Below are 20621 nucleotides of genomic sequence, written 5' to 3' on the forward strand. Positions count from 1 at the left end.
CATTTAGGCCCACCATTTTTTTGAAAAAACATATACCATTTTTGGGGCTTTAGCTCAGCTGGGAGAGCGCCTGCCTTGCACGCAGGAGGTCAGCGGTTCGATCCCGCTAAGCTCCACCAAAATTGTTCTTTGAAAACTAAATCATTTAATAGAAGTAACCAAGATAAACCGAGTAATCGCCATCTTAGATTCTCTATTTTAGAGAATTACTTCTTTGAAAGTAGTCGTATTAAACGAATACTCCTTCAAAGATTGGAGAGCAAAGAGAAGCAAGTAGGTCAAGGAAGCGACCGAACGAGCACCGGAGCGTACGAAAATACGTGAGGAGCAGAGTGAAGAAGCTGACGAAGAGATACGCCGCTTATCTTTGGTCGAAACTAAGTTAAGTTAGAAAGGGCGCACGGTGGATGCCTTGGCACTAGGAGCCGATGAAGGACGGGATTAACACCGATATGCTTTGGGGAGCTGTAAGTAAGCTTTGATCCAGAGATTTCCGAATGGGGAAACCCTCTATCCGTAATGGGATAGAATCTTTACCTGAATACATAGGGTACTGAAGGCAGACCCGGGGAACTGAAACATCTAAGTACCCGGAGGAAGAGAAAGCAAACGCGATTCCCTGAGTAGCGGCGAGCGAAACGGGATTAGCCCAAACCAAGAGGCTTGCCTCTTGGGGTTGTAGGACACTCTATATGGAGTTACAAAGGAACGGGGTAGACGAATCGATCTGGAAAGGTCAGTCGTAGAAGGTAAAAACCCTGTAGTCGAAACTTCGTTCCCTCTTGAGTGTATCCTGAGTACGGCGGGACACGAGAAATCCCGTCGGAAGCAGGGAGGACCATCTCCCAAGGCTAAATACTCCCTAGTGACCGATAGTGAACCAGTACCGTGAGGGAAAGGTGAAAAGCACCCCGGAAGGGGAGTGAAATAGATCCTGAAACCGTGTGCCTACAAGTAGTTAGAGCCCATTTATGGGTGATAGCGTGCCTTTTGTAGAATGAACCGGCGAGTTACGATTACATGCGAGGTTAAGTTGAAGAGACGGAGCCGCAGCGAAAGCGAGTCTGAATAGGGCGAAATAGTATGTGGTTGTAGACCCGAAACCAGGTGATCTACCCATGTCCAGGGTGAAGTCCAGGTAACACTGGATGGAGGCCCGAACCCACGCACGTTGAAAAGTGCGGGGATGAGGTGTGGGTAGCGGAGAAATTCCAATCGAACTTGGAGATAGCTGGTTCTCTCCGAAATAGCTTTAGGGCTAGCCTCAAGATTTAGAGTATTGGAGGTAGAGCACTGTTTGGACTAGGGGCCCCCATCGGGTTACCGAATTCAGACAAACTCCGAATGCCAAATACTTATTCTTGGGAGTCAGACTACGAGTGATAAGATCCGTGGTCAAGAGGGAAACAGCCCAGACCACCAGCTAAGGTCCCAAAGTATACGTTAAGTGGAAAAGGATGTGGAGTTGCTTAGACAACCAGGATGTTGGCTTAGAAGCAGCCACCATTTAAAGAGTGCGTAATAGCTCACTGGTCGAGTGACTCTGCGCCGAAAATGTACCGGGGCTAAACGTATCACCGAAGCTGTGGATTGACATCTATGATGTCAGTGGTAGGAGAGCGTTCTAAGGGCGTTGAAGCTAGACCGTAAGGACTGGTGGAGCGCTTAGAAGTGAGAATGCCGGTATGAGTAGCGAAAGATGAGTGAGAATCTCATCCACCGAATGCCTAAGGTTTCCTGAGGAAGGCTCGTCCGCTCAGGGTTAGTCGGGACCTAAGCCGAGGCTGAAAAGCGTAGGCGATGGACAACAGGTTGATATTCCTGTACCACCTTTAAATCGTTTGAGCAATGGGGGGACGCAGGAGGATAGGGTAAGCGTGCTGTTGGATTAGCACGTCCAAGCAGTTAGGCTGGTAATGAGGCAAATCCCATTACCACATAAGCGGAGCTGTGACGGCGAGGGAAATATAGTACCGAAGTTCCTGATTCCACACTGCCAAGAAAAGCCTCTAGTGAGATTTAGGGTGCCCGTACCGCAAACCGACACAGGTAGGCGAGGAGAGAATCCTAAGGTGAGCGAGAGAACTCTCGTTAAGGAACTCGGCAAAATGACCCCGTAACTTCGGGAGAAGGGGTGCTCTTGCGGGTGCAAGCCTGCGAGAGCCGCAGTGAATAGGCCCAGGCGACTGTTTAGCAAAAACACAGGTCTCTGCGAAGCCGCAAGGCGAAGTATAGGGGCTGACACCTGCCCGGTGCTGGAAGGTTAAGAGGAGGGGTTAGCACGTTAGTGCGAAGCTCTGAATTGAAGCCCCAGTAAACGGCGGCCGTAACTATAACGGTCCTAAGGTAGCGAAATTCCTTGTCGGGTAAGTTCCGACCCGCACGAAAGGTGTAACGATCTGGGCACTGTCTCAACGAGAGACTCGGTGAAATTATAGTACCTGTGAAGATGCAGGTTACCCGCGACAGGACGGAAAGACCCCGTGGAGCTTTACTGCAGCCTGATATTGAATTTTGGTACAGCTTGTACAGGATAGGTAGGAGCCTTGGAAGCCGGAGCGCCAGCTTCGGTGGAGGCATTGGTGGGATACTACCCTGGCTGTATTGACATTCTAACCCGCACCCCTGATCGGGGTGGGAGACAGTGTCAGGTGGGCAGTTTGACTGGGGCGGTCGCCTCCTAAAAAGTAACGGAGGCGCCCAAAGGTTCCCTCAGAATGGTTGGAAATCATTCGTAGAGTGTAAAGGCACAAGGGAGCTTGACTGCGAGACCTACAAGTCGAGCAGGGACGAAAGTCGGGCTTAGTGATCCGGTGGTTCCGCATGGAAGGGCCATCGCTCAACGGATAAAAGCTACCCCGGGGATAACAGGCTTATCTCCCCCAAGAGTCCACATCGACGGGGAGGTTTGGCACCTCGATGTCGGCTCATCGCATCCTGGGGCTGTAGTCGGTCCCAAGGGTTGGGCTGTTCGCCCATTAAAGCGGTACGCGAGCTGGGTTCAGAACGTCGTGAGACAGTTCGGTCCCTATCCGTCGTGGGCGTAGGAAATTTGAGAGGAGCTGTCCTTAGTACGAGAGGACCGGGATGGACGCACCGCTGGTGTACCAGTTGTCTTGCCAAAGGCATCGCTGGGTAGCTATGTGCGGAAGGGATAAGTGCTGAAAGCATCTAAGCATGAAGCCCCCCTCAAGATGAGATTTCCCATAGCGCAAGCTAGTAAGATCCCTGAAAGATGATCAGGTTGATAGGTCAGAGGTGGAAGCGTGGCGACATGTGGAGCTGACTGATACTAATAGATCGAGGACTTAACTAAAATGAAAAGCGGAAACGCCTGTTTATCGGAAGTTTGATAGGCGTTGGAGCTGGACAAAATGATTACTTGGCAACTTGGAATACTTCTAAATGATTTAGTTTTGAGAGAATAATTCTCGAAATAAATAAGTCTGGTGGCGATAGCGAGAAGGTCACACCCGTTCCCATACCGAACACGGAAGTTAAGCTTCTCAGCGCCGATGGTAGTTGGGGGTTCTCCCCCTGTGAGAGTAGGACGTCGCCAGGCAATAAGGAAACAAGCATCTATTCGTTAGATGCTTGTTTTTTATTTATATCTAAGCTTGTCGTCTTTCCTGAAGAGTTCGTGCTTTTCCCATTTGATGAACAAAAAATCGATATTTGGGATCATTTGTCTTCGTATTAACAATCTCTCTTTCGCAATCCATACATATAAAGGATTCGAATAGATGAATGCCTTCTAATTTATATTCTTCGCATATGAGACAGGCTTCTGCTCTACTTGATTGATACTTCCCCATTTCTCCACCTCCATAGACATTATTCTAACCATTTTAGTAATCACGCATACCTTTATTCTTGAAAACTACTAAACTAAAATATTACTAATAAGAAAGACTAAAGGGGTATTGATAAATAGCCCAGTATGAATGAATAAGGGATTTATATTATCTAAATAAAATACTTTAAATAAGAAAATAGAAAGAAGCGTAAATTACTTCCTATAAAGAAAAAATGATAAAATAAATAGAGTGAAAAAAGAAAAGAGGAATACAATTGCAAGAAAACACACCGTTATATTCTAAACTTTTGCAATTTCAGTCGAAAAATAATATTTCTTTTCATGTACCTGGTCATAAGAATGGAGAATTAATTTCTCCGGAAGATGAGTGGAAAGGACCTTTATGGAATTTTGATGTGACAGAGCTTAATGGCTTAGATGATTTACATGCACCAACTGGTGTTATTGCAGATGCAGAAAAACTACTAACAGATTTTTATGGAGTTAAGAAAAGTTATTTTCTTGTAAATGGGAGTACTGTTGGTAATTTAGCAATGATATTAGCCACCTTAACAGCAGGTGACAAAGTATTTGTACAAAGGAATAGCCATAAATCAATTATGAATGGAATAAAGTTAGCAAAGGCACAGCCCATTTTACTTAGCCCGGATTATGAGGAAGATTGGAAAGTCGATACAGTCCTTTCGAAAAAAACAATTGAGCAGGCAATTGCACGATTTCCAGAAGTCAAAACGCTTATTTTAACTTCTCCTAATTATTATGGAATGGTTGGAAATTTACAAGAGATTATTGACTTAGCCCATGCTAATGGAATTTGTGTATTAGTAGATGAAGCGCATGGGGCTCATTTTAAAGGAAATTCAAATTTTCCACCTTCAGCAGTTGAGTCAGGTGCAGATATAGTTGTTCAATCAGCACATAAGACGCTTCCAGCATTAACAATGGGTGCTTATTTACATTATAATACGGCATTCGTTCAACAAGAGGATGTTAAACATTACTTAGACATTTTACAGTCCACCAGTCCCTCTTACCTTATTATGGCCTCCCTAGATAAGGCTAGGCATTATATAGCAAACTATAGCATGGAGGATTGGGAATACCTACATACAATGGTAACTTTTTTTCGGGAACAACTTCATACAATTCCTCAGCTAAACGTACTAAACTATCCTTATGATGGAGATCCTTTAAAAATTACTATTCAATCAACAGAAAATAGAAGCGGATTTGAATTACAAAAAGAATTAGAAAAAGAGGGTATATATACGGAGTTAGCTGATTCAAATAATATATTATTTGTCTTTCCATTGTTAAAGAAAGGAATCTCTTATCCTTTAGAGAAGATTATTTTTAAAATAAAAAGGGCGCTTCTTAAAAATATACATACTCATTCTGCTCAGAGTGAGACAGTTGAATCTATAAAAAAGCGTGAGGATATAGTAGAATTAAAACTTAGTGAAAAAGAACAAGCCACACGAAGTAAGGTGGAAGTTTCATTAAGTGAAGCTTTACATGCAGTTTGTGCAGAAACAATTATTCCATATCCACCAGGAATTCCTATTTTAATGCCTGGAGAGGAAATAACGAACTATCATATTAAACAAATAACGAACTTATTAAAGGATGGAGCAAGATTTCAAGGAAGCCCATCTATATATAAAAATAAAATTACCATTTTTGAGAAATGACAACTTAGGAGGACAATAAGGTGACAAAAGGTATCTTTATTACATTAGAAGGACCAGAGGGAGCGGGAAAGACAACCGTTATTGATATGTTGTTAAATTATTATCAAGAAAAAGAACTACAGATTATAAAGACAAGGGAGCCAGGTGGTATTCCTATTTCAGAAAAAATTAGAAATATTATATTAGATCCTAAGCATACTGAAATGGATGCGCGAACAGAAGCATTGCTTTATGCAGCTGCTAGAAGACAGCATTTAGTAGAGAAGGTCATTCCAGCTTTAAACGACGGAGCGATTGTATTATGTGACCGTTTCATTGATAGTTCATTGGCATATCAAGGGCATGCAAGAGGAATTGATATGGATGAAATTTGGGAAATTAATCAATTTGCAATTGGAGATACCATGCCTGAGCTAACCATTTATTTTGATTTAGATCCAAGGGTTGGTTTAGCAAGAATTAGTAATACGAGTGATAGAGAAATTAACCGTTTGGATTTAGAAAAGATTGAATTCCATGAAAAAGTACAAGAAGGCTATTATAAGGTAATAGAAAGATTTCCAGAGAGAATCATAAAAGTAGATGCATCGAAACCATTAGAACAGGTTTTGGAGGATACAGTAGATATTATTAATCGTTTTTTAAAGTAGAAGTGCGTTGCTATTTAAATAATAGGGTATTATGCATATAGTGATGACAAAATAAAAAATGGATAGGCTCTCAAAGAATTATTTTTTCTTTCAGCTGTTTGTTTTTATATTTATTGCTATAATAGGAACAAGTTATAAAATCATTCGGAAACTATAATAAGGGGCGGGATAAAAATGAAATTAATTCTAACAGTCATTCAAGATAAAGATAGTAACAAATTACTTAATGCACTAGTTGAAAATAATTTTAGAGCGACAAAGCTTGCAAGTACTGGCGGATTCTTGAAATCTGGAAATACCACCTTTATGATAGGAACGGAAGATATACGTGTGGAAAAGGCATTACAAATCATTAAAGAAAATTGTCAATCAAGAGACCAATTAGTAGCACCTGTATCGCCAATGGGAGGAAATGCAGATTCTTATGTCCCTTATCCAGTAGAAGTAGAAGTTGGCGGAGCAACAGTCTTTGTATTACCTGTAGAGCAATTTAAACAATTTTAAGCTGTACATCGGTAACTTCTGTTACCGATGTACTTTCATAGTTAAATGATAAAAGTTAAAAAGTAGGATACGCATATCCTTTTCTAATAAGTAGCAGACCGCTCTTCAGGAGGAAAAATAGAAGTTAATAAAGAGATTTGAATCAATCTGGAAAATAGATTAGAAACAAAGGTAGTCTTAGGAGCTTCTAAATTTCAGATATGTCCAACAACAAAATGAGAAATTAAAGGTCGATCAGCTTCAAAATTGTTGAAAAACATCGATGATATTAAAGCAATAGGTTAGGGAAACCCAAAATTTCAAAGACTTAACTAAATATAAATCTCTTGTTAAACAGTTTGTAAAAGAAGCTGTTGAATTTGGGATGAAAGGTAAAAAGTACAACGCGAGGGATCAGTTTGGCCTAGGAAAATTCGCGTGTTGTACAGGTAATTGATGATAAGTTAGTATAATCAACAGAAGAAGTAATCGCGAATGAGAAAAATGGCATAAATACCTTAGATAAAAATGGTAAAATTAAAGGTCTACTAATTAATATATATATGTAAATGGAGTGATTGTCTTGACAAGGACGTGGGAACAGCTTGAAGGGACACAACCCATTGTTTTAAAGATGCTAAAAAACAGCTTAAAAAAAGAGCGATTAGCTCATGCTTATCTTTTTGAAGGAATGAAGGGAACAGGTAAAAGGGAAATAAGTCTAGTTCTCACTAAGAGCATTTTATGTGAAAATACTATAGAAGGATATGTTCCATGTGAAACATGTTCAAATTGCAAGCGGATAAATAATGGTAACCATCCTGATGTGCATTTACTTGAGCCAGATGGATTATCCATAAAGAAGCATCAAATACAAAGCCTACAAGAAGAGTTTTCCAAGACTGGAGTAGAGTCAAAGCAAAAGGTGTATATTCTTGTTCATGCAGATAAAATGACTACAAATGCGGCTAACAGTTTACTGAAGTTTTTAGAGGAACCGAATGCAGAAACAACGGCCATTTTAATAACAGAACAAATTCAGCAAATATTGCCGACTATTTTGTCTCGGTGTCAGGTCCTTTCCTTTACACCATTATCCCCAAATGAAATGGCTAAAGAACTAGTAAGAAATGGAATAAAACCAAATGAAGCCCCTTTACTTGCGCAAATTACCAATAATTTTGAAGAGGCATTGTCACTTAGTACGGATGAATGGTTTGTACAAGCGCAAAAAATAGTGGTAAAATTATATGAGGCTCTTAAAGGAGCTCCTTTAGAAGCATTAGTAGCTCTTCAAAGAGACTGGTTTTCTCAATTTAAAGAAAAGGACCAGTTTGATAGAGGACTTGATTTATTATTGCTGCTTTATAAAGATTTATTATATATACAGCTTGGCAAGCACGATCAGATTGTATACGTTAGCGAAAAGGGACGATTAGATACTTACGCTTTAAGAACTTCTAACAGACGCTTAACGGAACAAATGACAGCTATTTTTGAAGCAAAGCGAAAGCTGCAGGGGAATATGAATCCACAGTTATTGATGGAGCAGCTGGTGCTAGAGCTGCAGGAGGGATCTTCAGTTGTATGATGTTGTAGGAATCCGCTTTAAAAAAGCTGGAAAAATATATTATTTTGATCCAAATGAATTAATCATTCAAAAGGGAGACTTCGTCATCGTCGAAACTGTTCGGGGTGTAGAATTCGGGAGAGTAGTTATTGGACCGAAAAAAGTAGATGAAAATGATGTAGTTTTACCTTTGAAAAAAGTATTAAGAATCGCGGATCATAAAGATCAGATGATTGTAGCCGAAAACAAGGTTGCAGCAAAAGAGGCTTATGATGTTTGTTGTGAGAAAGTGACGCTGCATGAATTAGATATGAAATTAGTGGATGTAGAATATACATTTGACCGTAATAAAATCATTTTTTATTTTACCGCAGATGGTCGAGTAGACTTTAGGGAATTGGTAAAAGATTTAGCTTCCATTTTTCGAACAAGAATTGAACTTCGTCAGATTGGTGTAAGAGATGAAGCGAAAATGCTAGGCGGGATTGGTCCTTGTGGAAGAATGTTATGCTGTTCGACTTTCTTAGGGGATTTCGAACCAGTATCTATTAAGATGGCAAAAGACCAAAACCTTTCCTTAAACCCAACGAAAATTTCCGGATTATGCGGGCGACTAATGTGTTGTTTAAAATATGAGAATGACGATTATGAAGCTGCAAAGGAACTTTTACCAGACTTAGGTGATTGGATTGATACACCGGATGGAAAGGGAAAAGTTGTTGGTTTAAATATTTTAGAACGTGTACTCCAAGTGGAAATTTCTGAACAAGAACGAGTGCTTGAATATACATTAGATGAGATACTGCAAGAGGATGCTGTTTCAGTTCAATCCACAGATTAATGAGGTGGAAGAGTGGATAAAAAAGAAGTTTTTGAATCAGTAATAAATATGGAAAGTCAAATTGGTAATTTATATAAGCAATTAGGTGATCTTAAACAGCATGTAGCAGAGCTTATTGAAGAGAATAATAGGCTGCAGCTAGAAAATGAAAATCTAAGAAGGCACTTAGAGGATATACCAAGAGAAAAGGATTCGAAACAAGATAAAAATAAAAGAAGGAACATAAAACAAGGTAAGATGATAGAGGAGAAAAATATTGATATAGGGGAAGGGTATGACAACCTGGCAAGACTATATCAAGAAGGTTTTCATATTTGTAATCTTCATTTTGGAAGTCCTCGAAAAGATGGAGATTGTCTTTTTTGTTTATCGTTTCTTAATAAAAAATAAGGATGTCTCAAAGAAATTATTGCCCGAGTATGTAAGCAATACAACCAATGTATTGTCAGGGGATGACTCTTCTTCTTGAGACATCTCTTTTTCTATGCAGGAAATAGGAAAGATGGAGGTATAAAGAGTGGTTCCATTAATTGGAGATGAAAGATTAGATTATTTGCTGGATGAACGATTAAGAATTATTCAAAGTCCATCTGTTTTCTCCTTCTCATTAGATGCAGTATTATTAGCGGATTTTGTCTCTATTCCTGTGAAAAGGGGGGCGATTGTTGATTTATGTAGTGGGAATGGAGTAATTCCACTCTTTTTGTCGCTTCGAACAGAGGGAGATATTGTAGGAGTAGAAATACAAGCAAGATTATATGATATGGCAAATAGAAGCATTCAGTATAATCGTTTAGAGCAAAAGATAAAAATGATTCATGGTGATATTAAGGATGCTCCTGGTTTACTTGGGTATGAGAAATATGACGCAGTGACGTGTAATCCACCTTACTTTAAGAAGACTAATTCAGTGGAAGAGATTAATGGTAATGAGCATCTTGCTATTGCGAGACATGAGATCCTCTGTACGCTAGAGGATACAATTAGTATATCCAGTCAATTGGTTAAACAAGGTGGAAAAGTAGCTTTTGTTCATCGACCAGGAAGACTATTAGATATTATTACATTAATGAGGGCAAATCGATTGGAACCAAAGCGTATCCGATTTGTTTATCCAAAGGAAGGAAAAGAAGCGAATATTTTATTAGTTGAAGCGATAAAAGATGGGAAACCAGATTTAAAAGTTCTCCCTCCGTTATTTGTTTATAAAGATGGCAACAATTATACAGAGGAAATGAGCAGAATACTGTATGGAAAATAAGAGTCATTATTTTTATGTATTAATGTGTAAGGATGGCAGCTATTATGCTGGCTATACAAATGATCTTCAAAAGCGCGTAAAAACGCATAATGAAGGTAAAGGAGCAAAATATACAAGAGGACGTTTACCGGTATCTGTTATTTACTATGAGGAATTTCAGACAAAACAAGAAGCCATGAAAGCAGAGTATGCTTTTAAACAGCTAGATAGAAAGAAGAAGGAAAAGTTTTTATGGAAGGAAGTAGGTGAAGGAAATGAAACAACAAAAAAGCTTTAAAGAAAAAGGGGGAGCGTTGTATTTAGTCCCTACTCCTATCGGGAATTTAGAAGATATGAGTTTTCGAGCAATTAGAATTTTGAAAGAGGCAGATATTATTGCTGCAGAAGATACACGTAATACAAAAAAACTATGCAATTATTTTGAAATTGCTACTCCAGTAGTCAGCTATCATGAACATAATAAAGAGGCTAGTGGTCAAAAGCTAATACAAGCTTTGAAAGAGGATAAAATAATCGCATTAGTAAGTGATGCGGGAATGCCAACCATTGCAGATCCAGGATATGAACTAGCTATAGATGCTATTAATCAAGAAATACCAGTTATTCCTCTTCCAGGAGCGAATGCAGCATTAACAGCACTGATTGCTTCGGGGCTTCCGACACATCCTTTCTACTTTTATGGTTTCCTTAATCGCCAAAAGAAGGAGAAGAAAAAGGAGTTGCTTTTTCTAAAGAACGTTCCAGGCACGCTGCTCTTATATGAATCCCCACATCGTTTAAAAGAAACATTGGTTTTAATAAGGGAGATTCTCGGTAATAGAAAGATTACATTATGTAGAGAGCTGACAAAGATATATGAGGAATTTATTCGTGGAACTCTAGAGGAAGCAATTGCTTGGTCTCAATCAGAAGAAATAAGAGGAGAGTTTTGTTTAGTTATTGAACAAGGAGAATTACAAACAGAAGAAAATAATTGGTGGGAAGACTTGTCTATTGTTCAACATGTAGATCACTATGTGGAAAAAGAGGGAATTACGGTAAAAGAAGCAATTAAAAAGACTGCATTAGATAGAGAAATGCAAAAAAGAGACATATATCAAGAATATCATATTCAATAAGAAAAAGGGCTGCTGCCTTAAATCGGAACATCAAAAATATGATGGTGTTCCCCTTTAAGGCGGCAGTCCTTTAGTTTATAAAAAGAACGAATAAGTATTTCTCTTAATTTTTTTCAAGAAGCTACGAATCAATAAAGAGTGATGTACTTACACATTGCTTACTTTATTTTTATTTTGCAAGTTCAAAATTGCTTTTGATTTCCGCGATTAATTGCTCTGCACCTTCACGGCTGAGGATTAATTTACCACCAGCTAAAGATAGATTATCATCTGATACTTCGCCAGTAACTTGGCAAGTCATGTTTGGTTTATATTTTTTTAAGATGATTTTTTCATCATCTACATAAATTTCTAGAGCATCCTTTTCAGCAATTCCTAATGTACGTCTTAATTCGATTGGAATAACCACACGACCTAATTCATCAACTTTACGAACAATACCTGTAGATTTCATTTTCTTTTCTCCTCCCAAAAGTAAGTATTTATATTTTTTTTCGCTAATTTTCGACAAATTTCTTTGTATGTTTATTATAATACCAGCCATTCCCATAAACGTCAATTATTTTATTTTGAAATTATTGTATTTTAAAAACCTTATTAAATTAGGCTTTTCAGGAGAATAAATTGATAAATAAACATAGGATGGGATAAATTGGTATAGTCTTTTTGTTCTATTTTTATTATTTTTTCGACAAAAAACAACATTTTTATTTCTCATTCTTTCTTCCAAAACATCGCTGTTGCATTACTAATTATTTTTAGGTATATTTTGATGGGATAAAAGGAAAAATGGCAATAATTATGCGGTTTATAAATGTTCTTATACTTTTTTGTTTCGATAAAAAAGAAGAATGGTTACAATAGTAATAGCAGTTATCTTACTAAAGGTACATATTATATACATATATATAGGAGGAAATTAAGTGAAGGATCAAGAAAAAACTTTTTATATTACTACGCCAATCTATTATCCAAGTGGCAATTTACATATTGGACATGCTTACACAACAGTTGCTGGAGATGCAATGGCTCGTTATAAAAGAATGAGAGGATATGAAGTTCGTTACTTAACTGGAACGGATGAACATGGGCAAAAAATTCAGCGCAAAGCAGAAGAAGCAGGAATTACACCTATTCAGTATGTAGATGAAATTGTGGCAGGAATAAAGGAATTATGGGATAAGCTTGATATTTCCTATGATGATTTTATCCGTACAACAGAAAAACGACATACAGATGTTGTCGAAAAAATGTTTAAGAAATTAGTGGATCAAGGAGATATTTATTTAGATGAATATCAAGGATGGTATTCTGTTTCTGATGAAACATATTATACAGAACTGCAGTTGGTTGATCCTATTTACGATGAACATGGCAAAATAATTGGAGGGAAAAGCCCCGACAGTGGTCATGCCGTTGAACTAGTAAAAGAGGAATCCTATTTCTTTAGAATGGGAAAATATGCAGATCGCTTGTTAGCATTTTACGAGGAAAATCCAGAATTTATCCAGCCAGAATCTCGCAAGAACGAGATGATCAATAACTTTATTAAGCCTGGATTGGAAGACTTAGCAGTATCAAGAACTACTTTTGATTGGGGAATTAAAGTGCCAGGGGATCCGAAGCATGTGGTATATGTATGGATCGATGCCCTTTCCAATTATATTACTGCGCTAGGATATGGCTCTGATGATGAGAGTCTATATAAAAAGTTTTGGCCGGCAAATGTACATTTAGTTGGGAAGGAAATTGTTCGTTTCCACACGATATATTGGCCAATCATGCTTATGGCATTAGATCTACCATTGCCAAAGAAAGTCTTTGCACATGGCTGGATTCTAATGAAAGATGGCAAAATGTCTAAATCAAAAGGAAATGTGGTTAATCCAGTGACGTTAATTGACCGTTATGGATTAGATGCTCTTCGTTATTATTTATTAAGAGAAGTACCATTTGGCTCTGATGGTGTGTTTACTCCTGAAGCGTTTGTAGAGAGAGTAAATTTCGATTTAGCAAATGACTTAGGGAATTTATTAAATCGTACAGTGGCGATGATTAATAAGTACTTTAATGGTGAAATTCCTACCTATAAAAATTCAGAAGGCACTTTTGAAAAGTCACTTGTGGAAGCACATCAAGAAACGGTTAAGAAATATGCGGAGCATATGGAGAATATGGAGTTCTCTGTTGTACTAACAACATTATGGCAATTAGTCAGCAGAAATAATAAATATATCGATGAAACACAGCCATGGGTATTAGCGAAAGAGGAAAAGACAGAAGAATTAGCAGTTGTGATGAATCATTTAGCAGAATCTTTAAGAAGAATCGCCATTTTGTTAAAACCATTTTTAACAAGAACACCTGACAAGATTTTTAGACAGTTGAACATACAAGACGAATCCTTACAGACATGGGACAGCCTGGAACGTTTTGGTGTCATTCCTGCGGGTACTATAGTAGAGAAGGGAGATCCTATTTTCCCTAGATTAGACATTCAAGAAGAAGTGGAATTTATCAAAAGCGAAATGAAGGGACCTCAAATGGAAGAGGAAAAGAAACAAGAGGTTCAAGAAGTTCCGGACGTAGAGGAAATTACAATAGATGACTTTATGAAAGTAGACTTACGTGTAGCACAAGTACTGGAAGCTGAACCTGTAAAAAAAGCGGACAAGTTATTGAAGTTACAATTGGATCTAGGTTATGAAAAAAGACAAGTTGTTTCTGGAATCGCTAAATATTATTCTCCTGAAGACTTGGTAGGACGAAAAGTTATTTGTGTAACAAATTTAAAACCAGTTAAATTAAGAGGCGAGCTTTCACAGGGAATGATTTTAGCTGGAAGTCATGACGGTGAATTGTCTCTAGCGACAATCGCAGAGGCTTTACCACTCGGTGCAAAAGTAAAATAAAATGATATAAAAAACATGGAGATGTTTTAATGGGGAAATCGCCAAGATCTTTTATGGAGAAGAATGGGCGGGGAAATTCCATATTTTAATCATCTCTATGTTTTTTCTTCTTTCATTAAGACTGTGGCGCAAGGATAGAACGGTCTTAAAAAATAAAGTGTAAATATATCTAACAGATGATGGAGGGATGTTTATCATGTTATTTGATACACATACACATATTAACGCAAATGAGTTTCAAGATGATATAGAAGAAGTGATACAACGGGCACTTGATGTAGGAATGGAAAAAATGGTAGTGGTGGGGTTTGATAGACCTACTATTACAAAGGCGATGGAGCTTATTGAGCAGTACGATTTTGTTTATGCAAGCATAGGATGGCATCCTGTAGATGCTATCGATATGGTAGATGAAGATTTGGCTTGGATTGAAGAATTGGCAAAGCATCCAAAGGTCATTGCAATAGGAGAAATGGGACTAGATTATCATTGGGATAAATCGCCAAAAGATATTCAAAAAGAAGTATTTAGAAAGCAAATTCAATTAGCAAAAAAAGTAAAACTCCCGATAATTATTCATAACCGTGAAGCGACTGCTGATATTGTTGAAATCTTAAAAGAGGAGGATGCAAAAGAGGTAGGCGGGATTATGCATTGTTATGGAGGAAGCGTAGAAACTGCACTGGAATGCATAAATATGAATTTTTATATTTCGCTTGGTGGAACGGTTACTTTTAAAAATGCACGAAAGCCAAAGGAAGTTGCAGAAGCCATTTCGTTAGATCATTTATTAATCGAAACGGACTGCCCATATTTGGCTCCGACCCCTTTTAGAGGAAAACGCAATGAACCTAGTTATGTAAAACTAGTAGCAGAAGAGATAGCTGCTATTAAAGGGATTTCCTATGAAGAGGTGGCATCAAAAACAACTGAAAACGCAAAAAAATTATTCGGCATAAACTGATAAAGTTTTTTGTCGAATGCAGAAAGAGCTTGTCCGAACTTCCTCTTATTTTTAATGGTTCTACATTGCTTCCTTTTCTCATAGACTAATTATGTCGAGATTTCTTTCTTTCCTTTCGCTGGTTTTTTTTGCATAATAGGATATACGTTCAGAGATTCTAAAGGGTTGACAGCGGACATGATACTCTATATAATCACTCCGAGAGAAAAGGAGGCGTTTTTCATCGTAATCAAAAACATGAAAAACCTGTTTTCAAAATCTTTGAGCAAGAAGAAAGTGTCTATCTTTTTAGCTAGTTTCATCGTTTTTGCGAGTAGTATTGGATTTATAATTTATGAAACTACTAAAAGTACTGTGGCACTAACGCTAAATGGTAAAGAACAAATCATCGAGACGCACTCATCTACTATACAACAAATATTTGATGATTTAGGCATTACCGTTGGCTCAGAAGATTATGTGTTTCCCTCGTTAAACACAAAGGTGACAGATAACTTAGAAGTTGTCTGGAAAGAAGCTAAACAGGTTGAATTGCAAAAAGACGACGAGAAGAAAACGGTTTGGACAACAGTTGATACTGTTAAGGAGTTTTTAGAAGAACAAAAAATTTCTTTGAACGAGCATGACCAGATCAATCAGAAAGAAAATAACCCTATAGAACATAAAATGGAAGTTGTCGTACATACAGCATTTCCAGTAACACTAGTAGACGCAGGAAAGAAAAAGCAAGTATGGTCCACTTCGACTACGGTCGCTGACTTTTTAACACAACAGAAGATCTCACTTGATAAATTAGACCGAGTTGAACCAGCTCTAAAGGAAAAAGTGAAAGACGAAGCCATTGTTAATATAACAAGAATAGAAAAGGTCACCGATGTAGTGGAACAACCGATTAATTTTGCCGTAATCACCCAAAAGGACGATGATCTTCCACACGGAACAGAAAAAGTACTTAAAGAGGGAACAGAAGGAGTGGTCTCTAAAAAGTATGAGGTGACGAAGGAAAACGGCAAAGAGATTTCCCGAAAATTGCTAAGTGAAACAACAGTGAAAGAAAAGCAGGATAAAATTGTATCTGTTGGAACAAAAGACGACGTCATTCAACTTGCATCCCGTGGTGAAGAAAATGGGCAAGAAGTGTTCGTCAATTCAACAGCATATACTGCTAGCTGTAATGGATGTTCTGGCCGAACGGCTACTGGTATTGATCTGAAAGCTAATCCGAATGCAAAAGTAATCGCTGTCGACCCAAGTTTTATCCCTTTAGGAACAAAAGTTTATGTTGAAGGCTATGGCTACGCTGTTGCCGCAGATACTGGCGGAAGTGTAAAAGGGCAGAAAATAGATGTTTTCTTTTCCACGAAAGCCGAAGCTTACCGTTGGGGTAACAGGCAAGTTAAGATAAAAATAATTAATTAGGTAAAATAGAAATCTCGACATTTTATCATCTAATATCGATGATAGAAAGATAGCTGATTTGGCAGAGGAAGCATCTCCTCTGTCTTTTTTATGGTTCAATATCTGTTAATTAACTTGCAAAGAGTCAGCCATTTGTTTAAACATAAATATTAGCTATAATGATAATAATTAAAATATTTCTCTCTCTGTATATATAGACGATTCATGTTACAATTATGTTTCATTTTTTTTTCAAATTTTAAATATTTTTTGGAGGTTCCATGAAGATTAAAGAAATAATAGTAGTGGAAGGTCGAGATGATACCACCGCTATTAAGCGAGCGGTTGATGCAGATACAATTGAAACAAACGGTTCAGCCATTAATCAAGAGACATTAGATAAAATAAAGCTAGCACAAAAAACAAGAGGAGTTATTGTTTTGACTGACCCAGACTATCCAGGTCAAAAAATTCGTCATACAATTGAAATGCATATTCCTGAATGCAAGCATGCCTTTATCCCGAAGGAGCTTGCTATCCATAAGCATGGTAAAGGTGTTGGGGTGGAACATGCATCAGTAGAAGTAATTAGAGAAGCATTAAAAGAAGCACATTTGATGCAGGAAACAATAAAGGAAGAAATTACGAAAGAAGATTTAATTGATGCAGGCTTAATTGGCGGTGCTGATTCTAAGGAGCGAAGAGAACAGTTAGGTAGGCTGCTTAAAATTGGGTATACAAATGGAAAACAGCTTTATAAACGATTACTGATGTTTCATATTACAAAGGCAGAGTTTGCACAAGCGATTAAGGAAATACGCCAGGAGGATAAGCATGTATAAAGATATAGCAACACCCGCGAGGACGAGAGCAATACTAGATAAATATGGATTTTCCTTTAAGAAAAGCTTAGGACAGAACTTTTTAATTGATACAAACATTTTAAGGAATATTGTGGATCATGCGCAGTTAACAGAAGAATCAGGCGCAATAGAGGTTGGTCCTGGAATTGGTGCATTGACAGAACAATTAGCAAAGCGCAGCAAAAAGGTTGTAGCGTATGAGATTGATCAACGTCTATTACCGATTTTAAAAGAGACACTTGAACCATATCCTCATGCAAAAATTATCCACCAGGATATTTTAAAGGCAAATGTAAAGGAAATGTTAGACACAGAGTTTAAAGATATTAAGGATATTATGCTTGTTGCTAATTTACCTTATTATGTTACAACGCCGATTATTATGAAGATATTAGAAGAAAAATTACCCTTAAGAGGCATTGTTGTGATGCTTCAAAAAGAAGTGGCGGAACGAATTTCAGCGAAGCCAGGAACGAAGGAATATGGTTCTCTTTCAATTGCCATTCAGTATTATACAAAACCAGAAGTGGTTATGATTGTACCAAAAACTGTTTTTGTTCCTCAACCAAATGTGGATTCAGCTGTTATTCGTCTTACGATTAGAGAAACACCGTCTGTTGTAGTGAAAAACGAAGCATTCTTCTTTCAAGTAACAAGAGCAAGCTTTGCCCAAAGAAGAAAAACGATTCTCAATAACTTATCGAGCCAATTAGAGGGTGGAAAAGAAAAGAAGGCAGAAATCATAGCAGCGCTGGAACAAGCGGGAATTGAGCCTTCTAGACGCGGAGAATCATTATCTATTGAAGAGTTCGCAAAGCTAAGTGACATACTTTATGAAACATTTGGAAAATAATGATGATAAATAGGTGTACAGATTAATTTCTCTTCCTTAAAAAATTTCAAGGAAGAGGAAGCTTTCTGTGCACCTTTTTATATGATGCTTTATTTGATAAAGGTTGTTGTTAGAAAGAGAGCAGCAGATGTTTTAATTCTTCTTTTTGAATTGCTCACACCTTTATAGACGTATGCATAATTTATCAGAGATAGATATTGAATAATAATATCCACTCAGGAGAGACATGTTTGGGTTAATTGGAGTGACAAGAGTGACTATAAATATCATGGATATCGTCGGTAGAGAGTCTTATCAATGTGATTTATTGTTTCGAATAATTGACATGAAAGAGGTAAATGGCCAAAAAATTGCCATTCTTTATGGAGAAGATTTTCGCTTGATTGCAGATGCTCCATATGAGGATTTAGTATTGATTAATCAACCGATGCAACGAAAAATTTCCCAAAAGGTTCAGTTGATGGAGGAACAATCTCTCCAATTATTTCGACAAGATGTGAATCTTTTGCGCAGAAAGCAGGAGTATCAAGTAACAGAAGCTTATAGCAAGCCTTCTAACTATTTTCAATTACCAGGTAAGGTACTCCATATTGATGGAGATCCAAACTATTTGAAAAAGTGTCTCACTTTATACGAAAAAATTGGGATACCCGTAAATGGAGTGCACTGCAATGAAAAAGAGATGCCAAGTAAAATAGGCAGTCTTTTGGATTACTATCGCCCTGACATACTAGTTATAACAGGTCATGATGCTTATTCTAAAGCGTTAGGAGATAAAAGTGATATTAATGCCTACCGACACTCGAAATACTTTGTACAGACCGTCAGAGAGGCGAGAAAGAAGCTTCCTAATCTGGATCAGTTAGTTATTTTTGCTGGTGCTTGTCAATCCCACTTTGAATCGCTTATTTATGCAGGAGCTAATTTTGCAAGTTCCCCCTCAAGAGTAAATATTCATGCCCTTGATCCAGTTTATATTGTTGCCAAGATAAGTTTTACACCATTTATGGAAAGAGTAAATGTTTGGGATGTTTTAAGGAATACATTAACGGGTGAAAAGGGGCTAGGTGGAATTGAAACAAAGGGAGTTTTGCGAACAGGCATGCCATATCATGTAGATTCAACAGAAGAGGTGTGACAAAGATAGAAGCATATACTAGGTTTAACTATTACACACAGGATAAGGTAAGCTTTTGCCCTTTAATAAGGGGGTTATGCTAGCTGGATTCTGTGTGTTTTTATCCTGAATAATCTTTATTGCAATTGAAAGATATAAGTATTTGAAAAAAATTGAAATTTTCTACATATTTATGCTCACTTTGTGCAAACTATCTTTGTTGAAAAATTGGAGAAAAATAAGAATAAAAAATATTGACAACTTCTAAAAAAGACTGTTATAATTTATGTTTTTATTTGACTCTGTTGTGTCAGTATGATATACTTTACACAGTGAGGTGGACCGAATGGCAAAAACATTATCAGATATAAAAAAAGCTCTTGATTCAAATTTAGGAAAAAGACTTATGCTGAAGGCAAATGGCGGTCGTCGGAAGACAATTGAACGTTCAGGAGTATTAGCAGAGACTTATCCATCTGTGTTTGTAGTGGAGTTAGATCAGGATGAAAATGCATTTGAACGTGTATCATACAGCTATGCAGATGTTTTAACAGAAACGGTTCAAATTACCTTCTTCGAGGATACATCAGGACAAATTGCTTTAAGCTAACTATTATTGCTTGAAAGCATTAAGCGGCAGTGAACAATTTGTTTGCTGCTTTTTTCATGGAGAAAAATAATGATATGGCAAATAAAGATGCTTATAGATGTATAAATAAGCATATGTTTTGGCAACAAATAGATAACATGAAAAACTAGTGATGGATACATACTAAGCTTACCGTGGGTGATGAAAGGGGAGATTCACTTTGGGTAGACGAAAAGGAATTATGTCCGAAGGATTAAAGGAAGAATTAGCAAAAGAGCTTGGTTTCTATGATGTGGTCCAGAAAGAGGGCTGGGGCGGTATTCGTGCAAGAGACGCAGGGAATATGGTCAAAAGGGCAATAGAAATAGCAGAGCAAAGTCTTCTTACTCAAAATAAAGAGTAACCTGTAACTTCAAAATTCACTTTACGTCCATCTTATTTGTACGATAATCAAATTGGATTTACCCACGGCAATTTATAGAATCTATCATTAG

General features: G+C 37.5%; 19 protein-coding genes, 2 tRNA genes, 2 rRNA genes and 1 pseudogene (1 of these 24 running past the window's edge). 22 read left to right on the forward strand and 2 right to left on the reverse strand.

What is annotated here, in order from left to right:
* From NSQ92_RS22545 to rrf, 4 genes are all read left to right on the forward strand, one after another.
* A tRNA-Ile gene (locus NSQ92_RS22545) sits at positions 1–15 on the forward strand; it begins 62 nt to the left of the window's first position.
* Between the two features lie 28 nt (positions 16–43).
* A tRNA-Ala gene (locus NSQ92_RS22550) sits at positions 44–119 on the forward strand.
* 261 nt (positions 120–380) lie between these two features.
* A 23S ribosomal RNA gene (locus tag NSQ92_RS22555) occupies positions 381–3316 on the forward strand.
* Between the two features lie 129 nt (positions 3317–3445).
* Positions 3446–3562, forward strand: a 5S ribosomal RNA gene (rrf, locus tag NSQ92_RS22560).
* Between the two features lie 49 nt (positions 3563–3611).
* On the opposite strand, the gene NSQ92_RS22565 is transcribed toward rrf, so the two are convergent.
* On the reverse strand, positions 3612–3815 hold the full coding sequence (locus tag NSQ92_RS22565; RefSeq protein ID WP_047944345.1) for a sigma factor G inhibitor Gin: 204 nt from the start codon (positions 3813–3815) through the stop codon (positions 3612–3614).
* Positions 3816–4071: 256 nt separating this feature from the next.
* On the opposite strand from NSQ92_RS22565, the gene NSQ92_RS22570 reads away from it, so the two are divergent.
* The 10 genes and pseudogenes from NSQ92_RS22570 to rsmI all read left to right on the forward strand — a co-directional run bounded on the left by NSQ92_RS22570 (position 4072) and on the right by rsmI (position 11431).
* Entirely contained in the window at positions 4072–5508 is a 1437-nt protein-coding gene (locus NSQ92_RS22570) for an aminotransferase class I/II-fold pyridoxal phosphate-dependent enzyme (RefSeq protein ID WP_341153244.1), read from the forward strand.
* A 20-nt stretch (positions 5509–5528) separates the two neighbouring features.
* Entirely contained in the window at positions 5529–6158 is a 630-nt protein-coding gene (gene tmk, locus NSQ92_RS22575) for a dTMP kinase (protein WP_061801128.1), read from the forward strand.
* 174 nt (positions 6159–6332) lie between these two features.
* Positions 6333–6662, forward strand: a complete 330-nt coding sequence (locus NSQ92_RS22580; RefSeq protein WP_016204713.1) for a cyclic-di-AMP receptor — start codon at positions 6333–6335, stop codon at positions 6660–6662.
* Between the two features lie 340 nt (positions 6663–7002).
* Positions 7003–7098: pseudogene (locus NSQ92_RS26885) on the forward strand (hypothetical protein); the annotation flags it as partial.
* Positions 7099–7224: 126 nt separating this feature from the next.
* Positions 7225–8232 (forward strand): DNA polymerase III subunit delta', encoded by a 1008-nt coding sequence (gene holB, locus NSQ92_RS22585; protein ID WP_047944349.1) that lies wholly within the window; start codon positions 7225–7227, stop codon positions 8230–8232.
* On the forward strand, positions 8225–9052 hold the full coding sequence (locus NSQ92_RS22590; RefSeq protein WP_047944350.1) for a PSP1 domain-containing protein: 828 nt from the start codon (positions 8225–8227) through the stop codon (positions 9050–9052). The genes holB and NSQ92_RS22590 overlap by 8 nt, the downstream gene beginning before the upstream one ends.
* 12 nt (positions 9053–9064) lie before the next feature.
* Positions 9065–9442 carry a DNA replication initiation control protein YabA gene (gene yabA, locus NSQ92_RS22595; RefSeq protein ID WP_047944351.1) on the forward strand — a complete coding sequence of 126 codons (378 nt, stop codon included), beginning with the start codon at positions 9065–9067 and terminating at the stop codon, positions 9440–9442.
* A gap of 127 nt (positions 9443–9569) precedes the next feature.
* Positions 9570–10313: a tRNA1(Val) (adenine(37)-N6)-methyltransferase gene (locus NSQ92_RS22600; RefSeq protein WP_047944352.1), complete on the forward strand. Its 744-nt coding sequence runs from the start codon at positions 9570–9572 to the stop codon at positions 10311–10313.
* Entirely contained in the window at positions 10303–10590 is a 288-nt protein-coding gene (locus NSQ92_RS22605) for a GIY-YIG nuclease family protein (protein WP_047944353.1), read from the forward strand. Before NSQ92_RS22600 ends, NSQ92_RS22605 begins: the two co-directional genes overlap by 11 nt.
* Positions 10568–11431 (forward strand): 16S rRNA (cytidine(1402)-2'-O)-methyltransferase, encoded by an 864-nt coding sequence (rsmI, locus tag NSQ92_RS22610; RefSeq protein ID WP_047944354.1) that lies wholly within the window; start codon positions 10568–10570, stop codon positions 11429–11431. Before NSQ92_RS22605 ends, rsmI begins: the two co-directional genes overlap by 23 nt.
* A 169-nt stretch (positions 11432–11600) precedes the next feature.
* Here the strand turns inward: rsmI and NSQ92_RS22615 are convergent, their stop codons facing one another.
* On the reverse strand, positions 11601–11885 hold the full coding sequence (locus NSQ92_RS22615; RefSeq protein ID WP_047944355.1) for an AbrB/MazE/SpoVT family DNA-binding domain-containing protein: 285 nt from the start codon (positions 11883–11885) through the stop codon (positions 11601–11603).
* 469 nt (positions 11886–12354) lie between these two features.
* Between NSQ92_RS22615 and metG the strand changes: the two genes are divergently transcribed.
* The 8 genes from metG to NSQ92_RS22655 all read left to right on the forward strand — a co-directional run bounded on the left by metG (position 12355) and on the right by NSQ92_RS22655 (position 20530).
* Positions 12355–14343, forward strand: coding sequence for a methionine--tRNA ligase (gene metG, locus NSQ92_RS22620; protein WP_047944356.1), 1989 nt, complete (start codon positions 12355–12357; stop codon positions 14341–14343).
* A 196-nt stretch (positions 14344–14539) separates the two neighbouring features.
* The gene (locus tag NSQ92_RS22625) at positions 14540–15307 is read left to right on the forward strand and encodes a TatD family hydrolase (RefSeq protein ID WP_061801127.1); all 768 of its coding nucleotides are present in this window, start codon (positions 14540–14542) and stop codon (positions 15305–15307) included.
* Positions 15308–15544: 237 nt separating this feature from the next.
* Entirely contained in the window at positions 15545–16726 is a 1182-nt protein-coding gene (locus NSQ92_RS22630) for a G5 and 3D domain-containing protein (RefSeq protein WP_061801126.1), read from the forward strand.
* Between the two features lie 260 nt (positions 16727–16986).
* Entirely contained in the window at positions 16987–17547 is a 561-nt protein-coding gene (rnmV, locus tag NSQ92_RS22635) for a ribonuclease M5 (RefSeq protein WP_047944360.1), read from the forward strand.
* Positions 17540–18421 (forward strand): 16S rRNA (adenine(1518)-N(6)/adenine(1519)-N(6))-dimethyltransferase RsmA, encoded by an 882-nt coding sequence (gene rsmA / locus NSQ92_RS22640; protein WP_047944362.1) that lies wholly within the window; start codon positions 17540–17542, stop codon positions 18419–18421. The genes rnmV and rsmA overlap by 8 nt, the downstream gene beginning before the upstream one ends.
* A gap of 253 nt (positions 18422–18674) precedes the next feature.
* The gene (gene yabG / locus NSQ92_RS22645; protein WP_047944409.1) at positions 18675–19559 is read left to right on the forward strand and encodes a sporulation peptidase YabG; all 885 of its coding nucleotides are present in this window, start codon (positions 18675–18677) and stop codon (positions 19557–19559) included.
* A 325-nt stretch (positions 19560–19884) separates the two neighbouring features.
* Positions 19885–20148, forward strand: coding sequence for a biofilm formation stimulator Veg (gene veg / locus NSQ92_RS22650; protein WP_016204729.1), 264 nt, complete (start codon positions 19885–19887; stop codon positions 20146–20148).
* Positions 20149–20347: 199 nt separating this feature from the next.
* On the forward strand, positions 20348–20530 hold the full coding sequence (locus NSQ92_RS22655) for a small, acid-soluble spore protein, alpha/beta type (protein ID WP_016204730.1): 183 nt from the start codon (positions 20348–20350) through the stop codon (positions 20528–20530).
* Positions 20531–20621: the final 91 nt, after the last annotated feature.

Source organism: Niallia sp. FSL M8-0099 (genome assembly GCF_038006945.1).
In the GTDB taxonomy this organism is placed as follows: Bacteria; Bacillota; Bacilli; order Bacillales; family Cytobacillaceae; genus Niallia; species Niallia circulans.